Origin of the sequence: Paraburkholderia sp. RCC_158, from assembly GCF_041355255.1 — a bacterium.
Classification (GTDB): domain Bacteria; phylum Pseudomonadota; class Gammaproteobacteria; order Burkholderiales; family Burkholderiaceae; genus Paraburkholderia; species Paraburkholderia graminis.
In genome coordinates this window covers 140,419-164,053 of the sequence record NZ_JBFUPM010000010.1, presented here as the reverse complement: position 1 = coordinate 164,053, position 23,635 = coordinate 140,419, and the positions used below count along the sequence as shown (strand labels likewise).

22 protein-coding genes are annotated in these 23,635 nt (G+C 65.3%); 13 read left to right on the top strand and 9 right to left on the bottom strand.

Going from position 1 to position 23,635, the window contains the following annotated elements:
- Positions 1 to 15: 15 nt before the first annotated feature.
- From AB6809_RS20685 to AB6809_RS20660, 6 genes are all read right to left on the bottom strand, one after another.
- Positions 16 to 606: a DUF2946 family protein gene (locus AB6809_RS20685; RefSeq protein WP_029968175.1), complete on the bottom strand. Its 591-nt coding sequence runs from the start codon at positions 604 to 606 to the stop codon at positions 16 to 18.
- Positions 599 to 1,762 (bottom strand): YheT family hydrolase, encoded by a 1,164-nt coding sequence (locus AB6809_RS20680; RefSeq protein WP_029968174.1) that lies wholly within the window; start codon positions 1,760 to 1,762, stop codon positions 599 to 601. Before AB6809_RS20680 ends, AB6809_RS20685 begins: the two co-directional genes overlap by 8 nt.
- Before the next feature lie 39 nt (positions 1,763 to 1,801).
- The gene (locus AB6809_RS20675; RefSeq protein WP_006049968.1) at positions 1,802 to 2,248 is read right to left on the bottom strand and encodes a nuclear transport factor 2 family protein; all 447 of its coding nucleotides are present in this window, start codon (positions 2,246 to 2,248) and stop codon (positions 1,802 to 1,804) included.
- 168 nt (positions 2,249 to 2,416) lie between these two features.
- Positions 2,417 to 3,442 (bottom strand): lipopolysaccharide heptosyltransferase II, encoded by a 1,026-nt coding sequence (waaF, locus tag AB6809_RS20670; protein WP_006049969.1) that lies wholly within the window; start codon positions 3,440 to 3,442, stop codon positions 2,417 to 2,419.
- A 167-nt stretch (positions 3,443 to 3,609) separates the two neighbouring features.
- Entirely contained in the window at positions 3,610 to 3,804 is a 195-nt protein-coding gene (locus AB6809_RS20665) for a zinc-finger domain-containing protein (protein WP_006049970.1), read from the bottom strand.
- Positions 3,805 to 3,848: 44 nt separating this feature from the next.
- Entirely contained in the window at positions 3,849 to 4,772 is a 924-nt protein-coding gene (locus AB6809_RS20660; RefSeq protein WP_006049971.1) for a branched-chain amino acid transaminase, read from the bottom strand.
- A gap of 289 nt (positions 4,773 to 5,061) precedes the next feature.
- On the opposite strand from AB6809_RS20660, the gene AB6809_RS20655 reads away from it, so the two are divergent.
- From AB6809_RS20655 to AB6809_RS20615, 9 genes are all read left to right on the top strand, one after another.
- Positions 5,062 to 5,808 carry an AzlC family ABC transporter permease gene (locus AB6809_RS20655; RefSeq protein WP_006049972.1) on the top strand — a complete coding sequence of 249 codons (747 nt, stop codon included), beginning with the start codon at positions 5,062 to 5,064 and terminating at the stop codon, positions 5,806 to 5,808.
- Complete coding sequence (locus tag AB6809_RS20650; RefSeq protein WP_006049973.1) at positions 5,805 to 6,128, top strand: AzlD domain-containing protein; 324 nt, start codon at positions 5,805 to 5,807, stop codon at positions 6,126 to 6,128. The genes AB6809_RS20655 and AB6809_RS20650 overlap by 4 nt, the downstream gene beginning before the upstream one ends.
- Before the next feature lie 266 nt (positions 6,129 to 6,394).
- Positions 6,395 to 7,588, top strand: coding sequence for a phosphoglycerate kinase (locus tag AB6809_RS20645; protein WP_029968173.1), 1,194 nt, complete (start codon positions 6,395 to 6,397; stop codon positions 7,586 to 7,588).
- A 406-nt stretch (positions 7,589 to 7,994) separates the two neighbouring features.
- Entirely contained in the window at positions 7,995 to 9,431 is a 1,437-nt protein-coding gene (gene pyk, locus AB6809_RS20640; RefSeq protein WP_006049975.1) for a pyruvate kinase, read from the top strand.
- Positions 9,432 to 9,567: 136 nt separating this feature from the next.
- Positions 9,568 to 10,632 (top strand): class II fructose-bisphosphate aldolase, encoded by a 1,065-nt coding sequence (gene fba / locus AB6809_RS20635; protein ID WP_006049976.1) that lies wholly within the window; start codon positions 9,568 to 9,570, stop codon positions 10,630 to 10,632.
- A gap of 144 nt (positions 10,633 to 10,776) precedes the next feature.
- Complete coding sequence (locus tag AB6809_RS20630; protein ID WP_006049977.1) at positions 10,777 to 11,667, top strand: phosphoribosylaminoimidazolesuccinocarboxamide synthase; 891 nt, start codon at positions 10,777 to 10,779, stop codon at positions 11,665 to 11,667.
- Positions 11,668 to 11,721: 54 nt separating this feature from the next.
- Complete coding sequence (gene purE / locus AB6809_RS20625) at positions 11,722 to 12,240, top strand: 5-(carboxyamino)imidazole ribonucleotide mutase (RefSeq protein ID WP_029968172.1); 519 nt, start codon at positions 11,722 to 11,724, stop codon at positions 12,238 to 12,240.
- A 107-nt stretch (positions 12,241 to 12,347) separates the two neighbouring features.
- Positions 12,348 to 13,544: a 5-(carboxyamino)imidazole ribonucleotide synthase gene (locus tag AB6809_RS20620; RefSeq protein WP_006049979.1), complete on the top strand. Its 1,197-nt coding sequence runs from the start codon at positions 12,348 to 12,350 to the stop codon at positions 13,542 to 13,544.
- Between the two features lie 10 nt (positions 13,545 to 13,554).
- Positions 13,555 to 14,634 (top strand): L-threonylcarbamoyladenylate synthase, encoded by a 1,080-nt coding sequence (locus AB6809_RS20615; protein WP_029968171.1) that lies wholly within the window; start codon positions 13,555 to 13,557, stop codon positions 14,632 to 14,634.
- A gap of 172 nt (positions 14,635 to 14,806) precedes the next feature.
- On the opposite strand, the gene AB6809_RS20610 is transcribed toward AB6809_RS20615, so the two are convergent.
- The 3 genes from AB6809_RS20610 to dacB all read right to left on the bottom strand — a co-directional run bounded on the left by AB6809_RS20610 (position 14,807) and on the right by dacB (position 18,984).
- Complete coding sequence (locus AB6809_RS20610; protein ID WP_006049981.1) at positions 14,807 to 16,060, bottom strand: SGNH/GDSL hydrolase family protein; 1,254 nt, start codon at positions 16,058 to 16,060, stop codon at positions 14,807 to 14,809.
- Between the two features lie 82 nt (positions 16,061 to 16,142).
- Positions 16,143 to 17,105 carry a sterol desaturase family protein gene (locus tag AB6809_RS20605; RefSeq protein WP_029968170.1) on the bottom strand — a complete coding sequence of 321 codons (963 nt, stop codon included), beginning with the start codon at positions 17,103 to 17,105 and terminating at the stop codon, positions 16,143 to 16,145.
- A gap of 157 nt (positions 17,106 to 17,262) precedes the next feature.
- Positions 17,263 to 18,984: a D-alanyl-D-alanine carboxypeptidase/D-alanyl-D-alanine-endopeptidase gene (dacB, locus tag AB6809_RS20600; protein ID WP_029968168.1), complete on the bottom strand. Its 1,722-nt coding sequence runs from the start codon at positions 18,982 to 18,984 to the stop codon at positions 17,263 to 17,265.
- Between the two features lie 155 nt (positions 18,985 to 19,139).
- Between dacB and AB6809_RS20595 the strand changes: the two genes are divergently transcribed.
- From AB6809_RS20595 to AB6809_RS20580, 4 genes are all read left to right on the top strand, one after another.
- Complete coding sequence (locus tag AB6809_RS20595) at positions 19,140 to 19,802, top strand: response regulator (protein ID WP_006049984.1); 663 nt, start codon at positions 19,140 to 19,142, stop codon at positions 19,800 to 19,802.
- A 4-nt stretch (positions 19,803 to 19,806) separates the two neighbouring features.
- The gene (locus AB6809_RS20590; protein WP_006049985.1) at positions 19,807 to 21,108 is read left to right on the top strand and encodes an ATP-binding protein; all 1,302 of its coding nucleotides are present in this window, start codon (positions 19,807 to 19,809) and stop codon (positions 21,106 to 21,108) included.
- A gap of 151 nt (positions 21,109 to 21,259) precedes the next feature.
- Positions 21,260 to 22,768, top strand: coding sequence for a DegQ family serine endoprotease (locus AB6809_RS20585; protein ID WP_029968166.1), 1,509 nt, complete (start codon positions 21,260 to 21,262; stop codon positions 22,766 to 22,768).
- 255 nt (positions 22,769 to 23,023) lie between these two features.
- Positions 23,024 to 23,521: a hypothetical protein gene (locus tag AB6809_RS20580; protein WP_006049987.1), complete on the top strand. Its 498-nt coding sequence runs from the start codon at positions 23,024 to 23,026 to the stop codon at positions 23,519 to 23,521.
- The last annotated feature ends 114 nt before the right edge of the window (positions 23,522 to 23,635 follow it).

Here is a 23,635-nt window from a genome sequence, read left to right as displayed (position 1 = left end):
ACGAGATGCCGAACCTCAAACCATCGCCGCCGGACTCGCCACAAACCCAAAGCGCGACGCAACTTCTTCGCTCCGTATCGGCTGAAGCGGCAACGTGACGCCGCCGTTCCAGTGGAACTCGCCGCTCAGGGAGTCGTCGGCGAGCGTCGCGTGGTCCGCGAAAACTTCCAGATCGTGGTCGTGCAGAACGGCGATGCGCGGCGGCGCTGAGGGATTGCCAGGATCGGAAGCACCGGCGAACAGAATCCCGCCCTCATCGTCGGCAAACACGGCCGACGGTTCGAAACCATTGCCCGCCTGATCTTTCAGCGCGAGCGCGCCGTCCGCCTCGACCGACAAACGCACGACCCACGGCGTATAGCCCAGCTCGACATACACGCGCTGCGGTCCATTCTGAAAGAACCACTGCCCGCGTTCGTCGCGCTCGTAATTGCGATTGATGAAGCCGAGCAGCGCTTCGTGACGGATCGGCGTGCCGGGCGATCCGCTCGCCTGCGCGGCTTCGTCGCGCATGCGCCACTGGCCGCGCCGGTCGAGCATCAGCCAGCCGGTGCAAGCCGGTACGTTCGGCCACTTGGCCAACGCCTGTTTGACGATGTCATCCATGATCGACGTGCTGCTCCAGATAGCCGAACACGCGCCGCGACAACCAGTCGATCCGGCCAGGAAACGGTCCGGTCATGAAGCCGGCGTGGCCGCCATCCCTCGGCTGATCGAGTTCCACCGCCGCCGACACCTCATGCCGCGACGGCAGCGCCTCGGCCGGCAGGAACGGATCGTTGCGCGCGTTCAGGACGAGCGTGGGCACCTGAATGTGCGGCAGCAACGGCCGCGTGGTGGCGACGCTCCAGTACTCGTCGGTATCGCGAAAGCCGTGCAGCGGTGCGGTCACGACGTTGTCGAACTCGTACATCGTACGGCTCGCGAGCATCGCGCCGCGGTCGAACAGGCCGGGAAACTGCACGAGCTTCTGCTCGGCTTTCTGCTTGAGCGTCTTGAGGAAGCTGCGCGTGTAGATCATGCCGAAGCCTTGCGACAACGCGCGGCCGCCGGCATGCACGTCGATGGGCGTGGAGATCGCAGCGGCGGCGTGGACGACCGACGCCGCGTCCTCGCGCCGCTCGCCGAGCCAGCGCAACAGCACATTGCCGCCGAGCGACACGCCCGCGGCGACGAGCGGCCCGCGATGCGCGGCGCGCAGGCGTCGCAAAATCCAGTCGACTTCGTTGCTGTCGGCCAGATGATAGAAGCGCGGCAAGCGGTTCAGCGCGCCGCTGCAACTGCGAAAGTGCGGCACCACACCGTGCCAGCCATATTCGCGTGCGGCCGCCATCAACGACGATGCGTAATGCGAGGCGGAGCTGCCTTCCAGGCCGTGAAACAGGACGAGCAACGGCGCTTCGGCTGAGGGACTCTGACTAAGCGCCGCGTCTGCTGTCATGACCGAGGCTGGCACGTTGTCGTGCCGAACCCAGTCGACGTCGATGAAATCGCCGTCAGGCGTGTCCCAGCGCTCGCGGCGAAACGACACCGCCGGGCGGCGCGCGAACAGCGACGGCACGATGGTCTGCACATGTTTGTTCGGCAACCAGAGCGGCGCACGATAGAGCAGGTCTTTGGCGACCTCGACGGTGGCTTCGATTGTGGCTTCGACGCTTGCTTGCACAGTGGCTTCGACAGCCGCCGCGGGGCGAGCCGCGTCGTCGGGAGTGGGGCGCTCTTGTGGCGTCCCCCACGGGGACTTGCTGCGGGGCGTGCTCATGCCGGCTTCAAGCGAGAGTGTGGCGGCGCGGAGCGCGCGTCAGTGAAGCGACCCTTGGCCGTGCCGCATCTTGGTCGCGAACTGGCTGGCTGCTTCATTGGGCATCGGGCTCGCGTGGATGTGCGCGATGCGCCATTCGCCGCGTTCATGGACCATCACGTAGGTGGTGAAGACCATCGCCGGCGTGGCTTTCGGATCGACCGGACGATGCGCTTCCGCGATCGCATAAACGACCGTGCCGAGACTGTCGTAGACGCGAATGTCGAGCGGCTCGATCGAGACCGGCGCGGTTTCCAGCTGGATCTGCAAGCCCGTGCGGATGCTTTCGAGGCCGTGCAGATGCGAGCCGTCGGCGCAAATGCAGCTCACGAACTCCTCATCGATCCACAGGCCCATCAGGCTGTCGATATTGACCTCGGCGACGGCCTGGTAATAGGCGTTGAGGGTATCGGCGGCGGCTTCGAAGATGTGGGCAAAACGTGGCATGGCTCGTCAGTCTCTTGTGCGCGGCGCGCGGTTGCAAGGCAGCGGTCAGCGGGACAGTCCGGTGCGCCGGACATTCGCACCCGAGCGCCAGAATGCCCGCGCCGCAAGGCGCGAACATGACGCGACGCGCTCAGGGGCGTGCGGTGTTGCGTGCAAGTGTCAGCCGGCTCAGCGGTGCGCGAGCAACATGCCGCGCAAATCGCCGAAAACCTGCTCGGCGCTCAACTGCTTCAGGCAGTTCAGATGACCCAGCGGACACTCGCGCTGAAAACAGGGGCTGCATTCGAGATGAAGCCATTGTACCTTCGCAAGCTCCGACAAGGGCGGCGTGTGCCGCGGATCGGTCGAGCCGTAGACGGCCACGAGCGGCCGGCGCAGCGCGGCCGCGACGTGCATCAGCCCGGAATCGTTGGTGACGACTGCATTGGCCCGCGAGATCAGCGCGCACGCTTCGCCGAGCGCCGTCTGGCCGCACAGATTGCGCACGTTCGGCGCTTTTTCGGCGATGGCCTGCGCAAGCGGCGCATCTTTCGGCGAACCGAGCGCGACGATCTGCGTGTACGGGAACGACTGGCCGACCATTTGCGCGAGCGCCGCGAAGTGCTCCGGCGGCCAGCGCTTGGCCGGGCCGTATTCCGCGCCGGGGCAGAACACGAGCAACGGCACCCGCGTGTCGAGATTGAAGCGCGCCGATACGCGCGCCGCCTCGTTCAGATCGGCGTCGAGCCGCGGCATCGGCAGGTCGTCGGGAATCTTCGCGCCGGGCGCGTAGGCGAGAGCGGCGTAATGGCCGACCATCGGCGGACGCTCGTCCTTGCGCGGATTCGCGTGGCGCACGTTCAACAGGCCGATGCGGCTTTCGCCGGTATAGCCGATGCGCAGCCGGATGCCGGCCATCCACGGAATCAGCGCGGATTTCAGCGAGTTCGGCAGTACATAGGCCGCGTCGTAGCCGACGTCGCGCAAGTCGCTCGCGAGCTGCCAGCGACGCAGCATCTGCAGCTTGCCGTGCGCGAGATCGGTCGCGTAGACGTCGCGGATTTCCGGCATGCGTTCGAGCACGGGCGCGACCCACGAGGGCGCGACCGCGTCGATCGCCATGCGGGGATGCAGTTTCACGAGGCGCGCAAAAAGCGGCTGCGCCATCAATGCGTCACCGATCCAGTTCGGTGCGATAACCAACGCGCGACGCATCAGAGTGGGTGTCCGGTGTCGAAACGAAGCGCCGCGCGCGATGCGCGTGGCGCTTCGTTTAAATGAAAGTAAAGGGAAAAGGCCGTCGGCCGCGGGCACGCCGCAACGGCGCGCCCGCAATCAGTCGACAGCCGATGACGCAGACGAACGGCGCTCAGGTGTGAGGTTCAGTGACCCTTGATCACTTCGCCGTCGCGCAGCTTGTAACGCGTGCTGCAGTAGGGGCAGCGCGCCTCGCCGTGCGAGACGTCGATAAAGACGCGCGGGTGCGCGCTCCAGCGCGGCATGGCCGGATTCGGGCAGTACGCCGGGAGGTCCTTTGCCGTGAGTTCGACCAGCGGCATTTCCTTGATATCGCTCATGAGACTTTCTCGTTGTATGCAGGGTGCGCGCGGTGCAGTGCGCGTTAAATCTTGGTCAGCCAGTGCGCGTACTTGTCGCTCTTGCCGTTGACGATGTCGAAGAAGCCCGACTGCAGCTTCTCCGTGATCGGGCCGCGGGCGCCCGCGCCGATGGTGCGGTTATCCAGTTCGCGAATCGGCGTGACTTCCGCGGCGGTGCCGGTGAAGAACGCTTCGTCGCAGGTGTAGACCTCGTCGCGCGTGATGCGCTTTTCGATCACCTGGATGCCCGCGTCGCGCGCGAGCGTGATGACCGTGTCGCGCGTGATGCCGTCGAGGCACGACGACAGGTCCGGCGTGTACAGCTTGCCGTTGTTCACGAGGAAGAAGTTCTCGCCCGAGCCTTCCGACACGTAGCCGTCCACGTCGAGCAGCAGCGCTTCGTCGTAACCGTCGGCGACGGCTTCCTGGTTCGCGAGGATCGAGTTCACGTACCAGCCCGACGCCTTCGCGCGGACCATGGACACGTTCACGTGATGACGCGTGAACGACGACGTCTTCACGCGGATGCCCTTGGCAAGCCCGTCTTCACCGAGGTAAGCGCCCCACGGCCACGCCGCGATCGCGACATGAATGGTGTTGCCCTTGGCCGACACGCCGAGCTTTTCCGAACCGACCCAGATGATCGGGCGCAGATAGCACGACTCGAGCTTGTTTTCGCGGACCACTTCGCGCTGCGCCGCGGCGAGCGTTTCATGGTCGAACGGCACGTCCATCTGAAAAATCTTGGCCGAGTTCAGAAGACGCTTGGTGTGTTCCTGCAGACGGAAAATCGCGGTGCCGCCGTCTGCCGTCTTATAGGCGCGCACGCCTTCGAAAACGCCCATGCCGTAATGCAGCGTGTGGGTCAGCACATGGATCTTGGCATCGCGCCAGTCGATCAGCTTGCCATCCATCCAGATCTTGCCGTCGCGGTCGGCCATTGACATACGGTTCTCCAGCAGGTGCGTGTTGGTGTGGAACCCCAAGCCCGTCGACTCGCGCGGGCGCCCGAAGCGCGGGAAAGCCGGGACGCTCCCGAAATTTCCGATGGGGTGCAGCGAAGAGCGTTATTTTAGCGTCTTTTGCACACGAAACGGGCATTTGGACGCAGGTCGGGCGCTATAATTCGGCGCACGCATAATTCACATCCGGACGCGCCAGCGGGTGCTTCACGACCTGGCGCCGATTTCGCTCCATTTCCTCATCGCGGCCTTCGGCGCCCGCGCTTTTCGCCTCATGCTCGCTCGCCTGTCAGATACCGATCGCCGCGCTTTCCTCGAGGGCGCGCGCGCCTATTCGCCCACGCTCATGGCGATCTGCTCGTGGGGGCTCGTCACCGGCATCGCGATGAGCAAGTCCGTGCTCACGCTGCCGCAGGCGCTCGCCATGTCGCTGCTGTGTTACGCCGGTTCGTCGCAACTCGCCGTGCTGCCGCTCCTCGCCGCCAAGCTGCCCATGTGGACGGTGCTGCTCACGGCCGCGATGGTGAATACGCGTTTCGTGATCTTCAGCGTCGGCCTTGCCCCGCATTTTTCCTATCTGTCGATGTGGCGGCGTATCGCGCTCGGCTACTTCAACGGCGACGTGATCTATCTGCTGTTCCTCAAGAAGAACTTCCCGACCGGCTACGTGCCCGGCAAGGAGGCGTACTTCTGGGGCATGGCGGTGTCCAGCTGGCTGTCGTGGCAGGTGGCGTCGATAGCGGGCATTCTGCTGGCGAGCCTGATTCCGGATAACTGGGGACTCGCGCTCGCGGGCACGCTGGCGCTGCTGCCCATCATGGTCGCGGCAATTGCCACGCGTTCCACGCTGGTGGCCGTGTGCATCGCGGGCATCGTGTCGTTGCTCGCGTTCGATTTGCCGTATCGCCTCGGGCTGCCGCTTGCGGTCATCGCGGCGATTCTCGCGGGCAGCGCGGCCGATCTGATGGCCGAGCGCGCCGACTTGCGCCGCGTTCGCAACAGCGCGGGAGATTCGCGATGACGTCCGTGGAAGTGTGGCTCGCCATTCTCGGCATGACCGTCGTCACCGCGGTGACACGCGCCATGTTTCTAATCGGCGGCGAGCGCACGGTTTTGCCGGCGCGCGTGCAGCGCATGCTGCGCTACGCACCCGCCGCGGCGCTCGCCGCCGTCGTACTGCCGGACGTGCTCGGCACGCCCGACGGCCTGTCGTTCGCGCCGTCGAACCATGAGTTCTATGCGGCGCTCGCCGGTCTCGGCTGGTTTTTGTGGCGGCGCACCATGCTCGGTACGATCGTCGTCGGAATGATCGTGTTCACGGTCTTGCGCCTCTTGATGTAGTTTCAGGCGTTGCGATGTTGCATTGCGGCATGCGCCGCGCGGCATTCGAATACGGGAGATTCGCCCGCGGGCGGGTCAGAAGGCTGTGCGGATCAGTTAAAATGCCCCTTTCCGGGATGACCGCGCCAACGCCTGGCGCCCGCGCCGCGGCGTTCGCACCGGCCTCCCGCTTCGTGGGGCCGCCGTGCCGACGCGCCGCAGTTGCTGCGCCGAAAGCCGTGTGCGCCGTCCGCCATCGCCTTCCATCAACTCGCACACAAACGCCCATGAACAAGGTACTGCGTCTCTCCGATCTGATCGCCGAAGGCAAGCTGTCCGGCAAACGAGTGTTCATCCGCGCCGATCTCAACGTGCCGCAGGACGATCAGGGCAACATCACCGAAGACACCCGCATCCGCGCCTCGGTGCCGGCGGTCAAGGCCGCGCTCGACGCGGGCGCCGCGGTGATGGTCACGTCGCACCTGGGCCGTCCGACCGAAGGCGATTTCAAGCCGGAAGACTCGCTCGCGCCGGTCGCGAAGCGTTTTGCCGAACTGCTCGGCCGCGACGTGCCGCTGGTGGCGAACTGGGTCGAAAACGGCGTGAACGTCGCGCCGGGCCAGGTCGTGCTGCTGGAAAACTGCCGCGTCAACAAGGGCGAAAAGAAGGATTCCGACGAGCTCGCGCAGAAAATGGCGAAGCTCTGCGACATCTACGTGAACGACGCGTTCGGCACCGCGCACCGCGCCGAAGCGACCACGCACGGCATCGCTAAATATGCGCCCGTGGCTTGCGCCGGTCCTCTCCTGGCCGCCGAACTCGAAGCGCTCGGCCAGGCGCTGGGCGCGCCGAAGCGCCCGCTGGTCGCGATCGTCGCGGGCTCCAAGGTTTCGACGAAGCTGACCATTCTGAAGTCGCTCGCCGAGAAGGTGGATCAGCTGATCGTCGGCGGCGGCATTGCGAACACGTTCATGCTGGCCGCGGACCTGAAGATCGGCAAATCGCTGGCCGAAGCCGATCTGGTGAGCGAAGCCAAAGCCATTATCGACGCAGCGAAGGCGCGCGGCGCATCGGTGCCGATTCCGACCGACGTGGTCACGGCCAAGGAGTTTTCACCGACCGCCAAGGCCGAAATCAAAGCCGTCGCGGACGTCGAAGACGACGACATGATCCTCGACATCGGACCGGACACCGCGAAGGCGCTCGCCGCGCAACTCGAAAAGGCCGGCACCATCGTGTGGAACGGGCCGGTCGGCGTGTTCGAGTTCGACCAGTTCGGCAACGGCACCAAGACGCTGGCCGACGCGATCGCGAGGTCGTCGGCGTTTTCGATTGCGGGCGGCGGCGATACGCTCGCTGCGATCGCCAAGTACGGCATCCACGACAAGGTCAGCTATATCTCGACGGGCGGCGGCGCTTTCCTCGAGTTCCTCGAAGGCAAGAAGCTGCCGGCGGTCGAAGTTCTGGAATCGCGGGCTTAACGTGGCGGCGCGCTCCCCAACGGCGAAGTCTGCGAAAGCGAACGGTCAGCGCGGCAAGCCGCGCGACACCGCGGCAGCAACGGCGGGGGAGCGTACAGCGCGCCCCGACGCCGCGACGGCGGCCAAGGAGTCCGAGCTTGCCGGCACGGTTGCCGCCGCGCTGGCCACCGCACTCGAAGCTGCCGCCGGCGAAGCCACGCCGGCCGTCAGCGAATCGGAACAATCCGTCGCATCTACAGCTACATCTCCACCCGCGCCCCCCGCGCCGGTGTCGAATACCGCTTCACCCCATAAAGCGACGCTGGTTTCAACCGGCGCGCAGCCCCTGGCAGCATCTTTCGGTGCGCAGCCTCCGCATCCGACTCGCAGCGCTCTTTCCAGCGATCCTATCCAGACGAGGAGACTCATGCATCGCGCCACCAAGATTGTCGCTACCATCGGACCGGCTTCCAGCACGCCGGAGATCCTGCTGCAAATGATTCAGGCAGGCGCCGACGTGGTGCGGCTCAATTTCTCGCATGGCACCGCGGACGACCACCGCCAGCGCGCCGAATTCGTGCGCGAGGCGGCTCGCCAGGCGGGCCGCGAGGTCGCCATCATGGCGGACCTGCAAGGCCCGAAGATTCGGGTCGGCAAATTCGAAAACGGCAAGGTCACGCTCGTCTCCGGCGAGCCGTTCATCCTCGACGCCGACTGCGAGCTCGGCAACCAGGAACGCGCGGGTCTCGACTACAAGGACCTGCCGCGCGACCTGAAGCCGGGCGACGTGCTGCTGCTCAACGACGGCCTGATCGTGCTGAACGTTCAGCGCGTGCTCGGAAACGAGATCCACACGATCGTGAAGATCGGCGGCGACCTGTCGAACAACAAGGGCATCAACCGCCAGGGCGGCGGCCTGACAGCGCCCGCGCTGACCGCCAAGGACATGGAAGACATCCGCACGGCCATGTCGCTCGGCGTCGATTTCGTCGCGGTGTCGTTCCCGAAGAACGCGACCGATATGGAAATGGCGCGGCAGCTCGCGAACATCGCCGGCGCGCCGTATGGCATCAAGCCGAAGATGATCGCCAAGATCGAGCGCGCGGAAGCCATTCCGGCGCTGCAAGGCATTCTTGACGCATCGGACGGCATCATGGTCGCGCGCGGCGATCTCGCCGTGGAAGTGGGGAATGCCGCAGTCCCCGCGCTGCAAAAGCGCATGATTCGGATGGCGCGCGAATCGAACAAGTTCGTGATTACCGCGACGCAGATGATGGAGTCGATGATCTACGCGCCGGTGCCGACGCGCGCCGAAGTGTCGGACGTCGCGAACGCGGTGCTCGACGGCACGGACGCGGTGATGCTGTCGGCGGAATCGGCGGCGGGCAAGTATCCGGTGCAGACCATCGAGACAATGGCCGCGATTTGCGTCGAAGCCGAGAAGTCGGAGCAGTCGGAACTGGACAAGGATTTCCTCGACCGCACGTTCACGCGCATCGACCAGTCCATCGCGATGGGCGCGCTGTTCACGGCGTTTCATCTGGGCGCGAAGGCGATTGTCGCGTTGACCGAATCCGGCTCGACCGCGCTGTGGATGTCGCGTCACTGGACGCACGTGCCGATTTTCGCGCTCACGCCGCGCGTCGGCAGCGAGCGGGCGATGGCGTTGTATCGCAACGTGACTTCGCTGCATCTGGACACGAACACCGATCGCGACACGGCGTTGCAACAGGCGTTGGAGACGGTCGTCGGCAAGGGTTATGCGTCGCGCGGCGACATGGTCGTGCTGACCGTCGGCGAGCCGATGGGCCAGGCCGGCGGCACCAACACGCTGAAGATCGTGCGCGTCGGTGAGCCGTATTGACCGGCGGTACTGGCCGACTGGCGCAGGCTTGATCGAGCGAAGCAGGCTGGCCGGCAGGTATGCGGCTTGCTTCGCTTTCTGATCGCCCAAAAGATGCCGGCGGCAAAAGAATTCGTTTCAATCTAAGGAGTACAGCATGCCTCTCGTATCAATGCGTCAACTGCTGGACCACGCCGCTGAAAACGGCTACGGCCTTCCGGCATTCAACGTGAACAACCTGGAGCAGGTGCAGGCGATCATGGCGGCGGCCGACAAGGTCAACGCTCCGGTCATCATGCAGGCATCGGCCGGCGCGCGTAAGTACGCGGGCGAAGCGTTCCTGCGCCATCTGATCGAAGCAGCGGTCGAGTCCTATCCGCACATTCCCGTCGTGATGCATCAGGACCACGGCCAGTCGCCGGCGGTCTGCATGGCGGCGATCCGCAGCGGCTTCACCAGCGTGATGATGGACGGCTCGCTGGAAGCCGACGGCAAAACCGTCGCTTCGTACGAGTACAACGTCGAAGTGTCGCGCAAGGTGGTGGAAGCGGCGCACTCGATCGGCGTGACGGTCGAAGCCGAACTCGGTGTGCTGGGCTCGCTGGAAACCATGAAGGGCGACAAGGAAGACGGCCACGGTGCGGAAGGCACGATGACCCGCGAGCAATTGCTGACCGACCCGGAGCAGGCCGCCGACTTCGTCAAGCTCACGCAATGCGACGCGCTGGCCATCGCCATCGGCACCTCGCACGGCGCGTACAAGTTCAGCAAGAAGCCGACGGGCGATATTCTGTCGATCCAGCGCATCAAGGAAATTCACCAGCGCATTCCGAACACGCACCTGGTGATGCACGGTTCGTCGTCGGTGCCGCAGGAACTGCTGGCGGAGATCCGAGAATTCGGCGGCGACATGAAGGAAACCTACGGCGTGCCCGTCGAGGAAATCCAGGAAGGCATCAAGCACGGCGTGCGCAAGGTCAATATCGACACCGACCTGCGTCTCGCGATCACCGGCGCGATTCGCCGCTACATGGCGACCAATCCGGGCAAGTTCGATCCGCGCGATTATCTGAAGCCGGCGCGCGAAGCCGCGATGAAGATTTGTATCGAGCGCTACACGCAATTCGGCTGTGAAGGCCAGGCCGGCAAGATCAAGCCGGTTTCGCTTGATAAAATCGCGGAGAAGTACAAGTCGGGCGAACTCGCGCAAGTCGTCCGTTAAGCTCCCGGTTGCGTCATTTTTTGCTGTGCGCCTGGCCGTTTGGCCAGGTTGTCGTCAGATCGCCGTTCCCGCATCATCCGGGGAACGGCGTTTCCCTTTTGTTCCGCTCACACTTTTTTGCCTCACTTTTAGCGAACCACGACGATGTCTACCCTTTACGAATCCACGCTCCGCTCGCTGCCGCTGCTCGGCCGCGGTAAAGTCCGCGACAACTATGCGGTGGGCAACGACCAGTTGCTGATCGTCACGACCGACCGTCTGTCGGCGTTCGACGTCATCATGGGCGAGCCGATTCCGAACAAGGGTCGCGTGCTCAACGAAATGGCCAACTTCTGGTTCGAGAAGCTCAAGCACGTCGTGCCGAATCACCTGACGGGCGTGGCGCCCGAGTCGGTCGTGGCGGCTGACGAAGTCGAGCAGGTCAAGGGCCGCGCGGTGGTCGTCAAGCGCCTGGAGCCGATTCTCGTCGAAGCCGTGGTGCGCGGTTATCTGGCCGGCAGCGGCTGGAAAGACTACCAGGCCACCGGTTCGGTCTGCGGCGTGGAATTGCCGCCGGGGCTGCAAAACGCGCAGAAGCTGCCCGAGCCGATTTTCACGCCGGCAGCCAAGGCCGAAATGGGCCATCACGACGAAAACATCACCTACAACGAGATGGAACGCCGCATCGGCACCGAACTGTCGGCCACGATCCGCGACATCTCGATCCGGCTGTACAAGGAAGCCGCGGACTATGCGGCGACGCGCGGCATCATCATCGCGGATACGAAGTTCGAGTTCGGTCTGGACAACCACGGCAAGCTGTATCTGATGGACGAGGCGCTCACCGCCGATTCGTCGCGCTTCTGGCCGGCCGACCAGTATCAGGTCGGCACGAATCCGCCGTCGTTCGACAAGCAGTTCGTGCGCGACTGGCTTGAAACGCAAGACTGGGCGAAAGAGCCGCCCGCGCCGAAGCTGCCGGACGACGTGGTCCAGAAGACGGGCGAAAAATACCAGGAAGCGCTCGAGCGTCTGACCGGGCACAAGCTCGCCTGACCGCTTCCGACCCGCCAACCCGTAGCAGCGAAGCCGCAAGAGGAAAGCCGCAAGATGAGTGAAGCACAGACCGCCCATACGCATGGCGCGCCGGTTGTCGGCGTGCTGATGGGCTCCAGCTCCGACTGGGAAGTGATGAAGAACGCCGTCGCGATTCTGCAGGAATTCGGCGTGCCGTACGAAGCGAAGGTCGTGTCGGCGCACCGCATGCCGGACGAAATGTTCGCCTATGCTGAAAGCGCGCGCGAACGCGGCATCCGCGCGATCATCGCGGGTGCGGGCGGCGCGGCGCATCTGCCGGGCATGCTGGCCGCCAAGACCACGGTGCCGGTGCTCGGCGTGCCGGTGGCGAGCAAGTATCTGAAGGGCGTCGACTCGTTGCATTCGATCGTGCAGATGCCCAAGGGCGTGCCTGTCGCGACCTTTGCGATCGGCGAGGCGGGCGCGGCGAATGCAGCGCTCTTTGCCGTGTCGATCCTCAGCGGCACGAGCGCGGAATACGCGGAGAAGCTGGCGGCGTTCCGTGTGCGCCAGAACGAAGCGGCTCACGCGATGGTTCTGCCGGCGCTGTGAGCGCCAACTGACCCGCGATTGCTACACGACGTCCCCTGTCCGACCTACCCGCCGGGCGCTTGCCACTGCTGAACCGCACGCACGCCCGGCCGCGACCGACCACCAAGATGAACCCAGACAACACACCGGTTTCACCGATTCTGCCAGGCGCATGGCTTGGCATGGTCGGTGGCGGCCAGCTCGGCCGCATGTTCTGCTTTGCCGCACAGGCCATGGGCTACCGCGTCGCCGTGCTCGATCCGGACGAAAACAGCCCGGCAGGCTCGGTCGCCGACCGCCATCTGCGCGCGGCTTACGACGACGAAGCGTCGTTGACCGAACTCGCGCGGCTGTGCGCGGCGGTCTCCACTGAATTCGAGAACGTCCCGGCCGCAAGCCTCGACTTCCTCGCGAAGACCACGTTCGTCAGCCCCGCCGGCCGCTGCGTGGCCGTCGCACAGGACCGCATCGCCGAGAAGCGCTTTATCGCGTCGTCGGGCGTGGCGGTCGCGCCGCATGTCGTGATCGAATCATCGGACGCGCTCGCCGCAATGGACGATGCGCAACTCGACGCCGTGCTGCCCGGCATCGTCAAAACGGCGCGCATGGGCTACGACGGCAAAGGCCAGATCCGCGTGCGCAATGCCGAGGAAGTGCGCGAGGCGCACGCGTCGCTCGGCGGCGTGCCGTGCGTGCTCGAAAAGCGTTTGCCGCTCAAGTTCGAAGTCTCCGCATTGATAGCGCGCGGCTCGAGCGGCACGTCGGCCGTCTATCCGCTCGCGCAGAACACGCACCGCGACGGCGTGCTGTCGCACACCATCGTGCCGGCGCCGGACGCGAGCGCGACGCTTGTCCAGCAGGCGCAACAGGCCGCGCTGCAAATCGCCGACAAGCTCGGCTATGTCGGCGTGCTGTGCGTCGAATTCTTCATTCTCGAAGACGGTTCGCTGGTGGCCAACGAAATGGCGCCGCGTCCGCACAACTCGGGGCACTACACCGTCGACGCCTGCGCGACCAGCCAGTTCGAGCAGCAAGTGCGCGCGATGACCGGGATGCCGCTCGGCGACACGCGTCAGCATTCGCCGGCCGTCATGCTGAACATTCTCGGCGACGTGTGGTTCCCAAGCGGGCCGAAGGGCGCGTCGGTCACGCCGCCCTGGCACGAGGTGGCGGCGATGCCGGCCGCGCGCCTGCATCTGTATGGCAAGGAAGAAGCGCGTTGCGGCCGCAAGATGGGCCACGTGAACTTCACTGCCGCGACGCTCGAAGAAGCCCGCACGGCGGCACGCGATTGCGCGCGCCTTCTGCATATCCCCACGAGCTGACGCGCGCGCCATGCCCGATCGACAGACACCCGGCCAGGCCGGCCATTCCGACCAATCCGGCGAAGGCGCCGCGAACGCGCTGCCTGTCAGCGCCGCGCAGATCGAGCATGCGGCGGCGCTTCTCGACGCGGGCGGTCTCGTCGCGTTTCCGACGGAGACCGTCTATGGCCTCGGCGGCGACGCCGAAAATCCCGACGCCGTCGCTCGCATCTACGCGGCAAAGGGCCGGCCGGCCAATCATCCGGTGATCGTGCATCTGGCGCCGCAGGGCGATCCGAACTATTGGGTCGAGCACTTGCCGCAAGAGGCGCAGCGTCTGATCGACGCCTTCTGGCCGGGGCCGCTCACGCTGATTCTGAAGCGCGCGGCGCGCATCCCGGCGGCCGTCAGCGGCGGGCAGGATTCCGTTGGCTTGCGCTGTCCGTCGCATCCTGTGGCGCAGGCGCTGCTCGAAGCGTTCAGCGCGTTGCGCAGCGGGCACGGCGGCGTGGCGGCGCCGTCGGCGAATCGTTTTGGGCATGTGAGCCCGACCACCGCGCAGCATGTGCGCGACGAGTTCGGCAGTGCGATTCATGTGCTCGACGGCGGCGCTTCCGACGTCGGCATCGAGTCGACCATTGTGGATTTGTCGCGCGGATTCCCCGCGTTGCTGAGGCCGGGCCGCGTCACGCCGCAAGACATCGCCGATGTGCTCGGCGAAGCGCCGCGCCTGCCCGATGGTTCCGACGCCACCGCGCCACGTGCGTCCGGCACGCTGAAGGCGCATTACGCGCCGCGCACGCCGCTCGCATTGCTGCCGTTCAATGCGCTCGAGCCGTTGCTCGCCGCGCGCGCAGCCGGCGAGCGCGTTGCGCTCGTCGCGCGGGCATCGCGAGCGGGGCATTGGGCCGACGCCGAGGGCGTGCACTTCATCGCCGCGCCGGAAGATCCGCATGTGTATGCACGCGAGCTGTACGGCTTGCTGCGGGCGCTGGATCGCGCGAACGTCGCGCGTATTCTGATTGAGAAGCTGCCGGATACGATCGAATGGATCGCCGTGAACGATCGGCTCGGCCGCGCCGCGGCGGCGTTCGAGGCGCAAGGGCACTGAGTTTTGCTGCGCTTGGCTGTTGCTTCGCAAGCGCTCGATCAAAGACCGAACGAAGACGCAATAAAAAAACGCCTGGCTACTCAATCGACAGAATCGATAAGCCAGGCGTTGCTCAATCCTTCCTTCGCGGAAAACGACCGCGCGCCGCGCGGCCGAACTCCACTCACTCCACTTACTTACCCAGTCCCGTCGCCGCGATCTGCTGCTGAACGTACTGCGCGAACAGCGCGTGCATGTGCGAGCTCGGGTGAACCGTGTCCGCGAACATGTAGGTCTGATCCGCGCCGGCCACCGTGTACGTCTGCGGCGAGCAGAACAGCGAAGAGCCGAACTGCGCGCCGTACTGCTCCGGCGTCAGCCCGTTCGTCGCGCTCGGATTGGCGCGGGCGTAAGCGGTTGCGTTGGTCTGCATCGCGGTGAGGTTGCAGGCCGTGCCGGTGTTCGACACCGTGAAGCCGAGCGCCTTGTAGTTCGGCAACTGCTGATCCTGCCAGGTGAACGCGTCGACCACGATCACCTTGCCCGTTCCGAGCAGGCCGAGCGCCGTGAGGTTCTGCACGAACAGATAGTTATACGCCGCGGAGATTCCCGACAGCAGCGCGGCCGAGCCGGGCGTGCTCGCGTTGGCCGCGACGCCGAGCGGCGTATTGCCGATGTCCGGCACCGTCGACACCACGACGTGCGTCGCGCCCGCGTTGACGATGGTCTTGACTTGCGCGGCGAGCTGGCTGGCAGCCTGAGCAACCTGGGGATTGGACAACTGCTGCAGATAGCCGACGATGAACGCAACCTGGCCCGCCTGCGTATTCGGCAGCTTGCCTGCCTGCACGAGCAACGGGAACTGCGTCTGCAGCGCGGCGCCGAGCGCCGTGAGATTCGCGGTGTTTTCGGCGAACTGGAAGATGTCGTTCGCACCACCGTTCACGAGCACGAGCTGGTTCGCATTGAAGCTCGTATGGGCGCTCAGGTAGTTCTGCACCTGACCCACGATAGGCACGGTCGTGGCCGCCATATTGTTCGGCGCCCAGCCTTTGCCTTGAGCATTGACGACGTCCGAGCCGCCCTGGGCGTAACCGAAGCCGCCTGCCGCGGCGAGCGGCTTACCGAAGCCGCCGAGGTAGGCGGGCTTCAACGTGTCGCCGTAATACTCGGCGACTTTTTGCGTCCACACTTCGCCGGGGTTGGTCGTGAAGCGGCCGCCGCCGAAGCTTCCCTGGATGACCGGCGCATACGTGCCGACGTCCGACAGGCTGTCGCCGAACGAGACGACCTGCAATTTGACGCCGCCTGCCGGCGTGCTGCTGCTGGCGTTGTTGTTGTCATCGCCGCCACCGCCGCAAGCGGCGAGCAGCGCAAACGCGGCGCTGGCTACGGCAATTTGCGTGACGCGCAACCAATCCTGTTTCCTCGATGCTGTTTGCTTCATGTTGGCTACATCTCCTCGTATGTTTGGCCCTTGCGCCATGTATTGCAGGCCGCGTCCGCCGCGTCGGCGGCGTGACGACAGCTTACAGAATCTTCCAGGGTCTGCGTCGTGCTGATAACGCGGCCTTGTTGTTGTTTTCGTTGTCGTTGAGCGTTGTGTGGGCCGTTGAAGCAGCCATGCGCCGCGCATGATAATCGGCGGCCCACGCGGGCGGCGCGAACAGCGCGCGCAGCTTGTCGGGCACACTGCGCGCGCTCGCGAAGTCGCGCGCCATCGACGCCCATTCGTGAAACGTCGCCCTCAGCGGGTTGTAGGTATGAAGCGGCTCGACGATGCCGTAGACCGGCGGCTCGCGCGGGTCTTCGTCGACGTAACTGCCGAACAGCCGGTCCCAGATCACCAGCACGCCCGCATAGTTGCGGTCGATATAGCGGTCGTTGCGCGCGTGATGCACGCGATGAATCGACGGCGTATTGAACAGGTATTCGATCCACGCAAACTTGCCGCCGATCTTGCCGATCGCCTGCGTATGCACGAAAAACTGGAAGCCGAGATTGATCAGCACGATCGCCACGATCTGCGTCGGCGGAAAGCCGAGCACGGCAAGCGGAATCCAGAAGAGCCACATGCCCGCAACCGGATACATGAGGCTCTGCCGGAACGCGGTCGAAAAATTCATCCGCTCCGACGAGTGATGTACGACATGCGCGGCCCACAACCAGCGCACGCGATGACTGCAACGGTGAAACACGTAGTAGAGCAGATCCTGCGCGACGAACAGCAGCGCAAACGAGAGCCAGCCCGCGTGCCACGTGTGGACGCGGTAGTGATCGTAGAAGAACGCATAGACGGGGAGAATCGCGAGCCACGCGAGCTTGTCGGCGGCTTGCTGCATGAGCGCGAGCGCTGCATTGCAGAGCGTGTCGCGCCAGCTATAAAGCCGTGCGCCGGGGCGCGTTCGCCGCAGGTGCCACGCCTCCCAGCCGATACATGCGAGAAAGACTGGCGCCATGGCGAGCAGCAGCAATTCGGCATCGAATTGCATGGTGTCTTCCTCCGTGGTCCCTTGCCGCCGCGTGACATGCCGCGGTGTTCTGCCGTGGGTTGTTGTTATGGTTCGGGCTCGACATGCGGCCTGAACACTGCCCGACAGCGTACACGGTTACGCGCGTGGCGCGCGCGGCCTTCGCTAGAAGGAATCCTCAATGGGCGCCGCGCGTGCGCGGGTTTTTCCTGGGCTTGCCGCGGGGTGCCGCGCTCGCCGGTTCGGCGGCGGGCGCGGAGATTTTGCTGAAGCCCGTGGCCGGTCCTTGATAAACCCATTCGAGCAGCGCGTCGTGCGCCGCGCGCGCGGCTTCCGAATGCGGATCGTTGATGAAGCTCACCACGACATAGCTGTTGCCGTCCGCGGATGCCACATAGCCCGCGATCGCGCGCACGTCGCGCAAGGTGCCGGTCTTGATCTGCGCGTTGCCGCCCGCGCCCTGGTTGGTCAGGCGGTTGCGCATCGTGCCGTCGACACCCGCAATCGGCAGCGACTGCACGAACACCTGCGCCACCGGGCTCGCGTTCGCCCGTTGCAGCAAATCGGCGAGCGAGAGCGCCGTGATGTGCTCGTCACGCGAGAGGCCCGAGCCGTTGTCGAGCGTCAGGTATTCCATGTCGATGCTGTCGCGCCGCAGGAACGCTTCGATCGCGCGCGCCGATTTGGCGGGCGTGGCGGGCGGCTTTTCTTCGGCCGCGCCGATCGACAGGAACAGGTTGCGCGCCATCGTGTTGTTGCTGAACTTGTTGATGTCGCGCACGACGTCCGACAGTATCGGCCCCTGATGCGTGGCGACGAGCTTCGCGCCGACGGGGACCGCCCCTTCGCGTGTCGTGCCGCTGAACGTGCCGCCGGTTTGCTGCCACAGCGCAAGGAAGCCGCCCGCGAAGAACGCCGAATGATCGAGCACCGCGACGTTGATCGTGCGCGGGCCGCAGCGCACCGAATAGTCGCCGGCGAACGACGCGACGACCGTGCCGTTCGGCGTCGGCGTGACGGTGGGCGAGACGGACGCCGCTTCGCCGCGGCACGGGCCGTTGACCGCGCGCATCTGATTGTCGATCTGCAACTGCGCGAGGGCGGGCAGCACGTCGATGGCGACCGTGCCGTCCGGCGAAGGCGTCAGCGTGAACGACAGCGACTTGAACGCGTACAGCAGCGGATCGGGACCGACGTTGTACGGCGCGTTGGCGTCGTCGTCGAAGGCGGGCAGGTCGCGCGTCGACGGATCGAAGTAGCGCTTGTCGAGCACGAGCGCGCCGTCGATGCCGCGAATCCCGGCCTTGTGGATCTTCTCCACGAGGTCGATCAGTTCCTCGGGCACGAGCTTCGGGTCGCCCGTGCCCTGAATGTACAGATTGCCGTGCAGCACGCCGTTGGCGTCGATTGTGCCGTCGCTATAGGCGCTCGTGCGCCAGCGGTAATCGGGGCCGAGAATGGACAGGCCGGCGTAAGTGGTGACCAGCTTCATCGTCGATGCGGGCATCATCGGCTTGCCGGCGTTCAACGCGACGATCGGCGTGCGGTCGCCGACTTTCTCGACGACCACGCTGATCGACGACAACGGTACGTGCGCGCGCTGCAAGCCGATCATGACGGACTGCGGCAACACGGTGCTGACGTTCACGCTCGGATGCGTGGCCCTGACGCGCGCCTCGGCGGCGAGCGGCAACGATGCGGAGCCGACGAGCGCCGCGCAGACGAACAGCCACGCCGCGTTCGCGCGCGTCGCAATGCGGCGTGGCGATACTGAAGGCGGCGTCGAAACGGAAGCGTCAGCCGAACAGGCGATGAAAGCGATGAAAGCGGAACTCAGGCGCGAACGCAGCGCCGCGTAATGAAAACGGCGTGCGACGGAAGACATGAAAGCGTGCGTCATGAACGGGCGAGAAAGCAAAATGTCAGGGCGTTGTGCGACGCAAAGCGCCCATTGTAGTGACATGCGTGCAGCCTGCGGCGAAAAATGCGTCGTCGGGCGCGCAGTGCGAAGCGGGCGCTAGAATGCGGCATCATCGAATGTTGAGGAATGTGACCATGCGCATCTTGCTAGTCGAAGACGACCGGATGATTGCCGAAGGCGTGCGCAAGGCGCTGCGCGGCGAAGGCTTCGCGGTCGACTGGGTGGAAGACGGCGAAGCGGCGCTCAGCGCGGCGTCGAGCCAGCCCTACGATCTCGTGCTGCTCGACCTCGGCCTGCCCAAGCGCGACGGTCTCGACGTGTTGCGCACGCTGCGTGCGCGCGGCCACGCGTTGCCGGTGCTGATCGTCACCGCGCGCGATGCGGTGGCCGACCGCGTGAAGGGCCTCGACGCCGGCGCAGACGATTACCTCGTCAAGCCGTTCGATCTCGACGAACTCGGCGCGCGCATGCGGGCGCTGATTCGCCGCCAGTCGGGACGCAGCGATTCGACCATCCGCCACGGCAATCTGACGCTCGATCCCGCGTCGCATCAGGTCACGCTCGACGGCGCGCCGGTCGCGTTGTCGGCGCGCGAATTTGCCTTGCTCGAAGCGCTGCTCGCGCGGCCAGGCGCGGTGCTGTCGAAGAGTCAGCTCGAGGAAAAAATGTACGGCTGGGGCGAGGAGATCGGCAGCAATACGGTCGAGGTCTACATTCACGCGCTGCGCAAGAAACTCGGCGCGGAGCTGATCCGCAACGTGCGCGGCCTCGGCTACATGATCGCGAAGGAAGCCTGAGCCGATGCGATCCATCCGCCGTCAATTGCTGGTCTGGCTGCTTGCGCTCGTGCTGCTCGGCGTCGGCATCGCGGGCTGGCTGATCTATCGCCAGGCGCTTGCCGAAGCCAACGAACTGTTCGATTACCAGCTGGAGCAGATCGCGGCGGCGCTGCCCGCCGAACCTTTCTCGCAAGTGCTCGGCTCGCGCGATACCGGCGACGAAGGCATCGTGCTGCAAATCTGGAATCGCAACGGCGTGCTGATGTACTACTCGCGTCCGCGTGCGCCGCTCGCGCCGCGCGCCGAACTCGGCTTCTCGACCGAGCACACGGAACGCGGCGAGTGGCGCGTGTATGGCGCGATCGTCGGCGATAACGTCGTGCAGCTGGCGCAGCCGCTCTCGGTGCGCAACCGCCTTGCCGCCGACGTCGCGTTGCGCACGCTGTGGCCGCTGATCGTGCTGTTGCCGGTGCTCGGGCTCGCGGTGTGGGTCATCATCGGACGCGGGCTGCGTCCTTTGCGGCGCGTGACGAGTGCGCTCGACACGCGGCATCCCGAAGCGCTCGATCCGTTGCCCGATCAACGTCTGCCGCTCGAAGTGCAGCCGCTCGTTCGCGCGCTGAACGGCTTGTTGCAGCGGCTCGCCACCGCGCTCGACATCCAGAAGGCTTTCGTCGCCGATGCGGCGCACGAACTGCGCACGCCGCTCGCCGCCGTGCAGATTCAGGCGCAACTGGTGTCGCGTGCGAAAGACGACGCCGCGCGCGGCGAAGCGCTCGCCGATCTGCAAGCCGGCGTGACGCGCGCGACGCGCCTCGCCGAGCAACTGCTCGCGCTCGCGCGCTCGGAGCCGGACGGCCTTGCCGCGACCGATGCGATCGATTTGCGCGCGCTGCTCTCGGACTGCGTGCTCGCGTATGCGCCGCTTGCGCAGGATCGCGGCGTCGATCTCGGCATCGAGGCGAGCGAGTCGGCCACGGTGATCGGCGACCCCGAATCGCTGCGCGTGATGTTCAACAATCTCGTGGACAACGCAACCAAGTACACGCCGCGAGGCGGGCGCGTCGACGTGAGCCTGCATGTGGAAGGCGGGCATCCGGTCGTGCGTATCGCCGACAGCGGACCGGGCATCGAGCCGGCCGAACGCGAGCGCGTGTTCAACCGTTTCTACCGCGCGGGAGCCGGCGAGAATCGCGTGCGTACCGACGTCGCCGGCAGCGGATTGGGCCTCGCAATCGTGCGGCGCATCGCGACCCAGCATCAGGCGGCGATATCGCTCGACGAATCGCCGGCGGGCGGGCTCCAGGTCACAGTGCGTTTCTGACCAGCAAGGTTTCAACTTCCTTTCTAAAGAAAAGCCCCTGAAACAAGGGCTAAACTAGTCGAACGCGATCTGTCGCTGCTTAAGTCTCCTTTAAGCGATAACGCTTACGCTTCCTGACATCCGAGTTTCTTTCTCCAGTCAGGAGCACACAATGAACGCGAAAACCTTGTCCCGCAGCGCCGTCGCGGCTGCTGTCGCCGTAGCGCTTTCCGCCGGCTATGTGGCGGGCCATCGCGACGTGCCGGCGCCGCAGGTCATCACGCCGGCGCAAGCCGCGATGATGCCCGCCGAAGCCGCTGCGAAAACCGGCATTCCCGATTTCTCCGGTCTCGTCGAAACCTACGGGCCGGCCGTCGTCAACATCAGCGCGAAGCATGTCGTGAAGCGCGCTGCGCTGCGCGGCAACGGTGGCAATGGCGGCAACCAGTTGCCGATCGATCCGAGCGATCCGTTTTATCAGTTCTACAAGCACTTTTTCGGCGGCATGCCGGGCATGCAAGGCGGCGACGGCGGCGATGTGCCCGACCAGCCGAGCGCGAGCCTCGGCTCGGGCTTCATCGTCAGCAGCGACGGTTATATTCTGACCAACGCGCATGTGGTGGACGGCGCCAATGTCGTCACCGTGAAGCTCACCGACAAGCGCGAATTCAAGGCCAAGGTGGTCGGCGCCGACAAGCAGTCCGACGTGGCCGTGCTGAAGATCGATGCGGGCAATCTGCCCACGGTCAAGATCGGCGATCCGCGTCAGAGCAAGGTCGGGCAGTGGGTCGTCGCCATCGGCTCGCCGTATGGTTTCGACAATACGGTGACCTCGGGCATCATCAGCGCGAAGTCGCGTTCGCTGCCGAACGAAAACTACACGCCGTTTATCCAGACCGACGTGCCGGTGAATCCGGGCAATTCGGGCGGACCGCTCTTTAATCTGCAGGGCGAAGTGATCGGCATCAATTCGATGATCTACTCGCAGACGGGCGGCTTCCAGGGACTTTCGTTCGCAATCCCGATCAACGAGGCGATCAAGGTCAAGGACGACATCGTCAAGACCGGTCACGTGAGCCGCGGACGCCTCGGCGTCGCGGTGCAGGGCATGAACCAGACGCTGGCGAACTCGTTCGGCATGCAGAAGCCGCAAGGCGCGCTCGTCAGCTCCGTCGATCCGGGCGGCCCCGCCGCGAAGGCCGGCTTGCAGCCGGGCGACGTGATTCTCTCGGTAAACGGCGAGCAAGTGACGGATTCGTCGGCGCTGCCCTCGCAGATCGCCGGTCTCGCGCCTGGCAGCACGGCCGCGGTTCAAGTGTGGCGCGACAAGGGCACGAAGGATCTGAAGGTGACGATCGGCTCGTTGTCCGACAGCAAGGTCGGCTCCGACAAGGCCGACCAGCCGACGCAACTGCAAGGGCGTCTGGGCGTCGCCGTGCGTCCGCTGACGCCGGAAGAAAAGAGCAGCGCTGCGATCTCGCACGGGCTCCTGGTGCAGCAGTCGGGCGGCGCGGCGGAAAGCGCGGGCATCCAGCCGGGCGACGTGATTCTCGCGGTCAACGGCCGGCCCGTCGCGAGCGTCGATCAATTGAAGCAGATGGTTGCGGGCGCAGGCAATAGCATCGCGCTGCTGATCCAGCGCGACAACGCGCAGATTTTCGTGCCGGTGGACCTCGGCTGATCGACGGCGCAGGGCGAGTTCCGTTCCGGCGTATCGCATGAAGTAAGGCTTGCCGGTCTGTTTGCAGTTACTGCACACAGACCGGCATTTTTGTTTTCAGGGCTGAAGCCGCGAGGCAGGCGCTTTGCGGCAGGGGGCGTGCACGGCGGCGGTTTGCCGGCCTGGCGAGCGGCCGTGTGGCACGCAGGTTGCATCCATCCTGAATCCGGCCCCATCGACGGGCGCCGGACGAAGATGTCAATAAGGAGCAAACCGATGAAAAACCAACGCACTCAGCGAAAGATCGTAGCCGCCGCGGCCAGCGTGGCGCTCACTCTCGGTCTGGTGGGCGGCGCGTACGCGCAGCAGGCGAGCGACGTAACCGGTGGCACCACCACCGACCAGACGAGCGCAGGCAACGTCAACGGCGGAGGTCTGCCGCAAATCCAGCAGCAAGGCGACGTTTCGTTCGTCTCGGGCGGCGTCGGTCTCGACGAGTCGAAGGCGCTGCAGCAGGCGCAAAGCCAGTGGCCGCTGTCGCTGCGCTTCACGGGGCCGGGCTCGGACTTTCTCGCCGACGTCCATGTGCGGATCGTCGACGCGCATAACGGCGAGGTGTTGAGCACGACGTCGCGCGGTCCGTACATGCTCGTGAAGCTGCGGCCGGGCCGCTACACGGTGCATGCGGCCTACAAGGACCGCGACCAGTCGAAGGCCCTGACTGTTCCGGCGAAGGGCACGGCGAAAGCGGCGTTCTACTGGAACACCCAGTAAACCCGAGGCTGACGGGGTATCCGCATGGACGCCGCGCAATCGTGAGAACTTTGACAGATAATGAAGCCACGGGCCTGTCCCGTGGCTTTGCTGTTTGCACGACCGCACACTTTC

Coding starts and splice junctions, on each gene's coding strand:
- pyk (WP_006049975.1), top strand. CDS start 7,995: ATGCATCGCGCCACCAAGATTGTCGCTACCATCGGACCGGCTTCCAGC.
- AB6809_RS20590 (WP_006049985.1), top strand. CDS start 19,807: ATGCGATCCATCCGCCGTCAATTGCTGGTCTGGCTGCTTGCGCTCGTG.
- AB6809_RS20660 (WP_006049971.1), bottom strand. CDS start 4,772: ATGTCAATGGCCGACCGCGACGGCAAGATCTGGATGGATGGCAAGCTG.
- AB6809_RS20620 (WP_006049979.1), top strand. CDS start 12,348: ATGAACCCAGACAACACACCGGTTTCACCGATTCTGCCAGGCGCATGG.
- AB6809_RS20675 (WP_006049968.1), bottom strand. CDS start 2,248: ATGCCACGTTTTGCCCACATCTTCGAAGCCGCCGCCGATACCCTCAAC.
- AB6809_RS20680 (WP_029968174.1), bottom strand. CDS start 1,762: ATGAGCACGCCCCGCAGCAAGTCCCCGTGGGGGACGCCACAAGAGCGC.
- fba (WP_006049976.1), top strand. CDS start 9,568: ATGCCTCTCGTATCAATGCGTCAACTGCTGGACCACGCCGCTGAAAAC.
- dacB (WP_029968168.1), bottom strand. CDS start 18,984: ATGACGCACGCTTTCATGTCTTCCGTCGCACGCCGTTTTCATTACGCG.
- AB6809_RS20580 (WP_006049987.1), top strand. CDS start 23,024: ATGAAAAACCAACGCACTCAGCGAAAGATCGTAGCCGCCGCGGCCAGC.
- AB6809_RS20615 (WP_029968171.1), top strand. CDS start 13,555: ATGCCCGATCGACAGACACCCGGCCAGGCCGGCCATTCCGACCAATCC.
- AB6809_RS20650 (WP_006049973.1), top strand. CDS start 5,805: ATGACGTCCGTGGAAGTGTGGCTCGCCATTCTCGGCATGACCGTCGTC.
- waaF (WP_006049969.1), bottom strand. CDS start 3,442: ATGCGTCGCGCGTTGGTTATCGCACCGAACTGGATCGGTGACGCATTG.
- AB6809_RS20665 (WP_006049970.1), bottom strand. CDS start 3,804: ATGAGCGATATCAAGGAAATGCCGCTGGTCGAACTCACGGCAAAGGAC.
- AB6809_RS20645 (WP_029968173.1), top strand. CDS start 6,395: ATGAACAAGGTACTGCGTCTCTCCGATCTGATCGCCGAAGGCAAGCTG.
- AB6809_RS20585 (WP_029968166.1), top strand. CDS start 21,260: ATGAACGCGAAAACCTTGTCCCGCAGCGCCGTCGCGGCTGCTGTCGCC.
- AB6809_RS20605 (WP_029968170.1), bottom strand. CDS start 17,105: ATGCAATTCGATGCCGAATTGCTGCTGCTCGCCATGGCGCCAGTCTTT.
- AB6809_RS20595 (WP_006049984.1), top strand. CDS start 19,140: ATGCGCATCTTGCTAGTCGAAGACGACCGGATGATTGCCGAAGGCGTG.
- AB6809_RS20685 (WP_029968175.1), bottom strand. CDS start 606: ATGGATGACATCGTCAAACAGGCGTTGGCCAAGTGGCCGAACGTACCG.
- AB6809_RS20610 (WP_006049981.1), bottom strand. CDS start 16,060: ATGAAGCAAACAGCATCGAGGAAACAGGATTGGTTGCGCGTCACGCAA.
- AB6809_RS20655 (WP_006049972.1), top strand. CDS start 5,062: ATGCTCGCTCGCCTGTCAGATACCGATCGCCGCGCTTTCCTCGAGGGC.
- AB6809_RS20630 (WP_006049977.1), top strand. CDS start 10,777: ATGTCTACCCTTTACGAATCCACGCTCCGCTCGCTGCCGCTGCTCGGC.
- purE (WP_029968172.1), top strand. CDS start 11,722: ATGAGTGAAGCACAGACCGCCCATACGCATGGCGCGCCGGTTGTCGGC.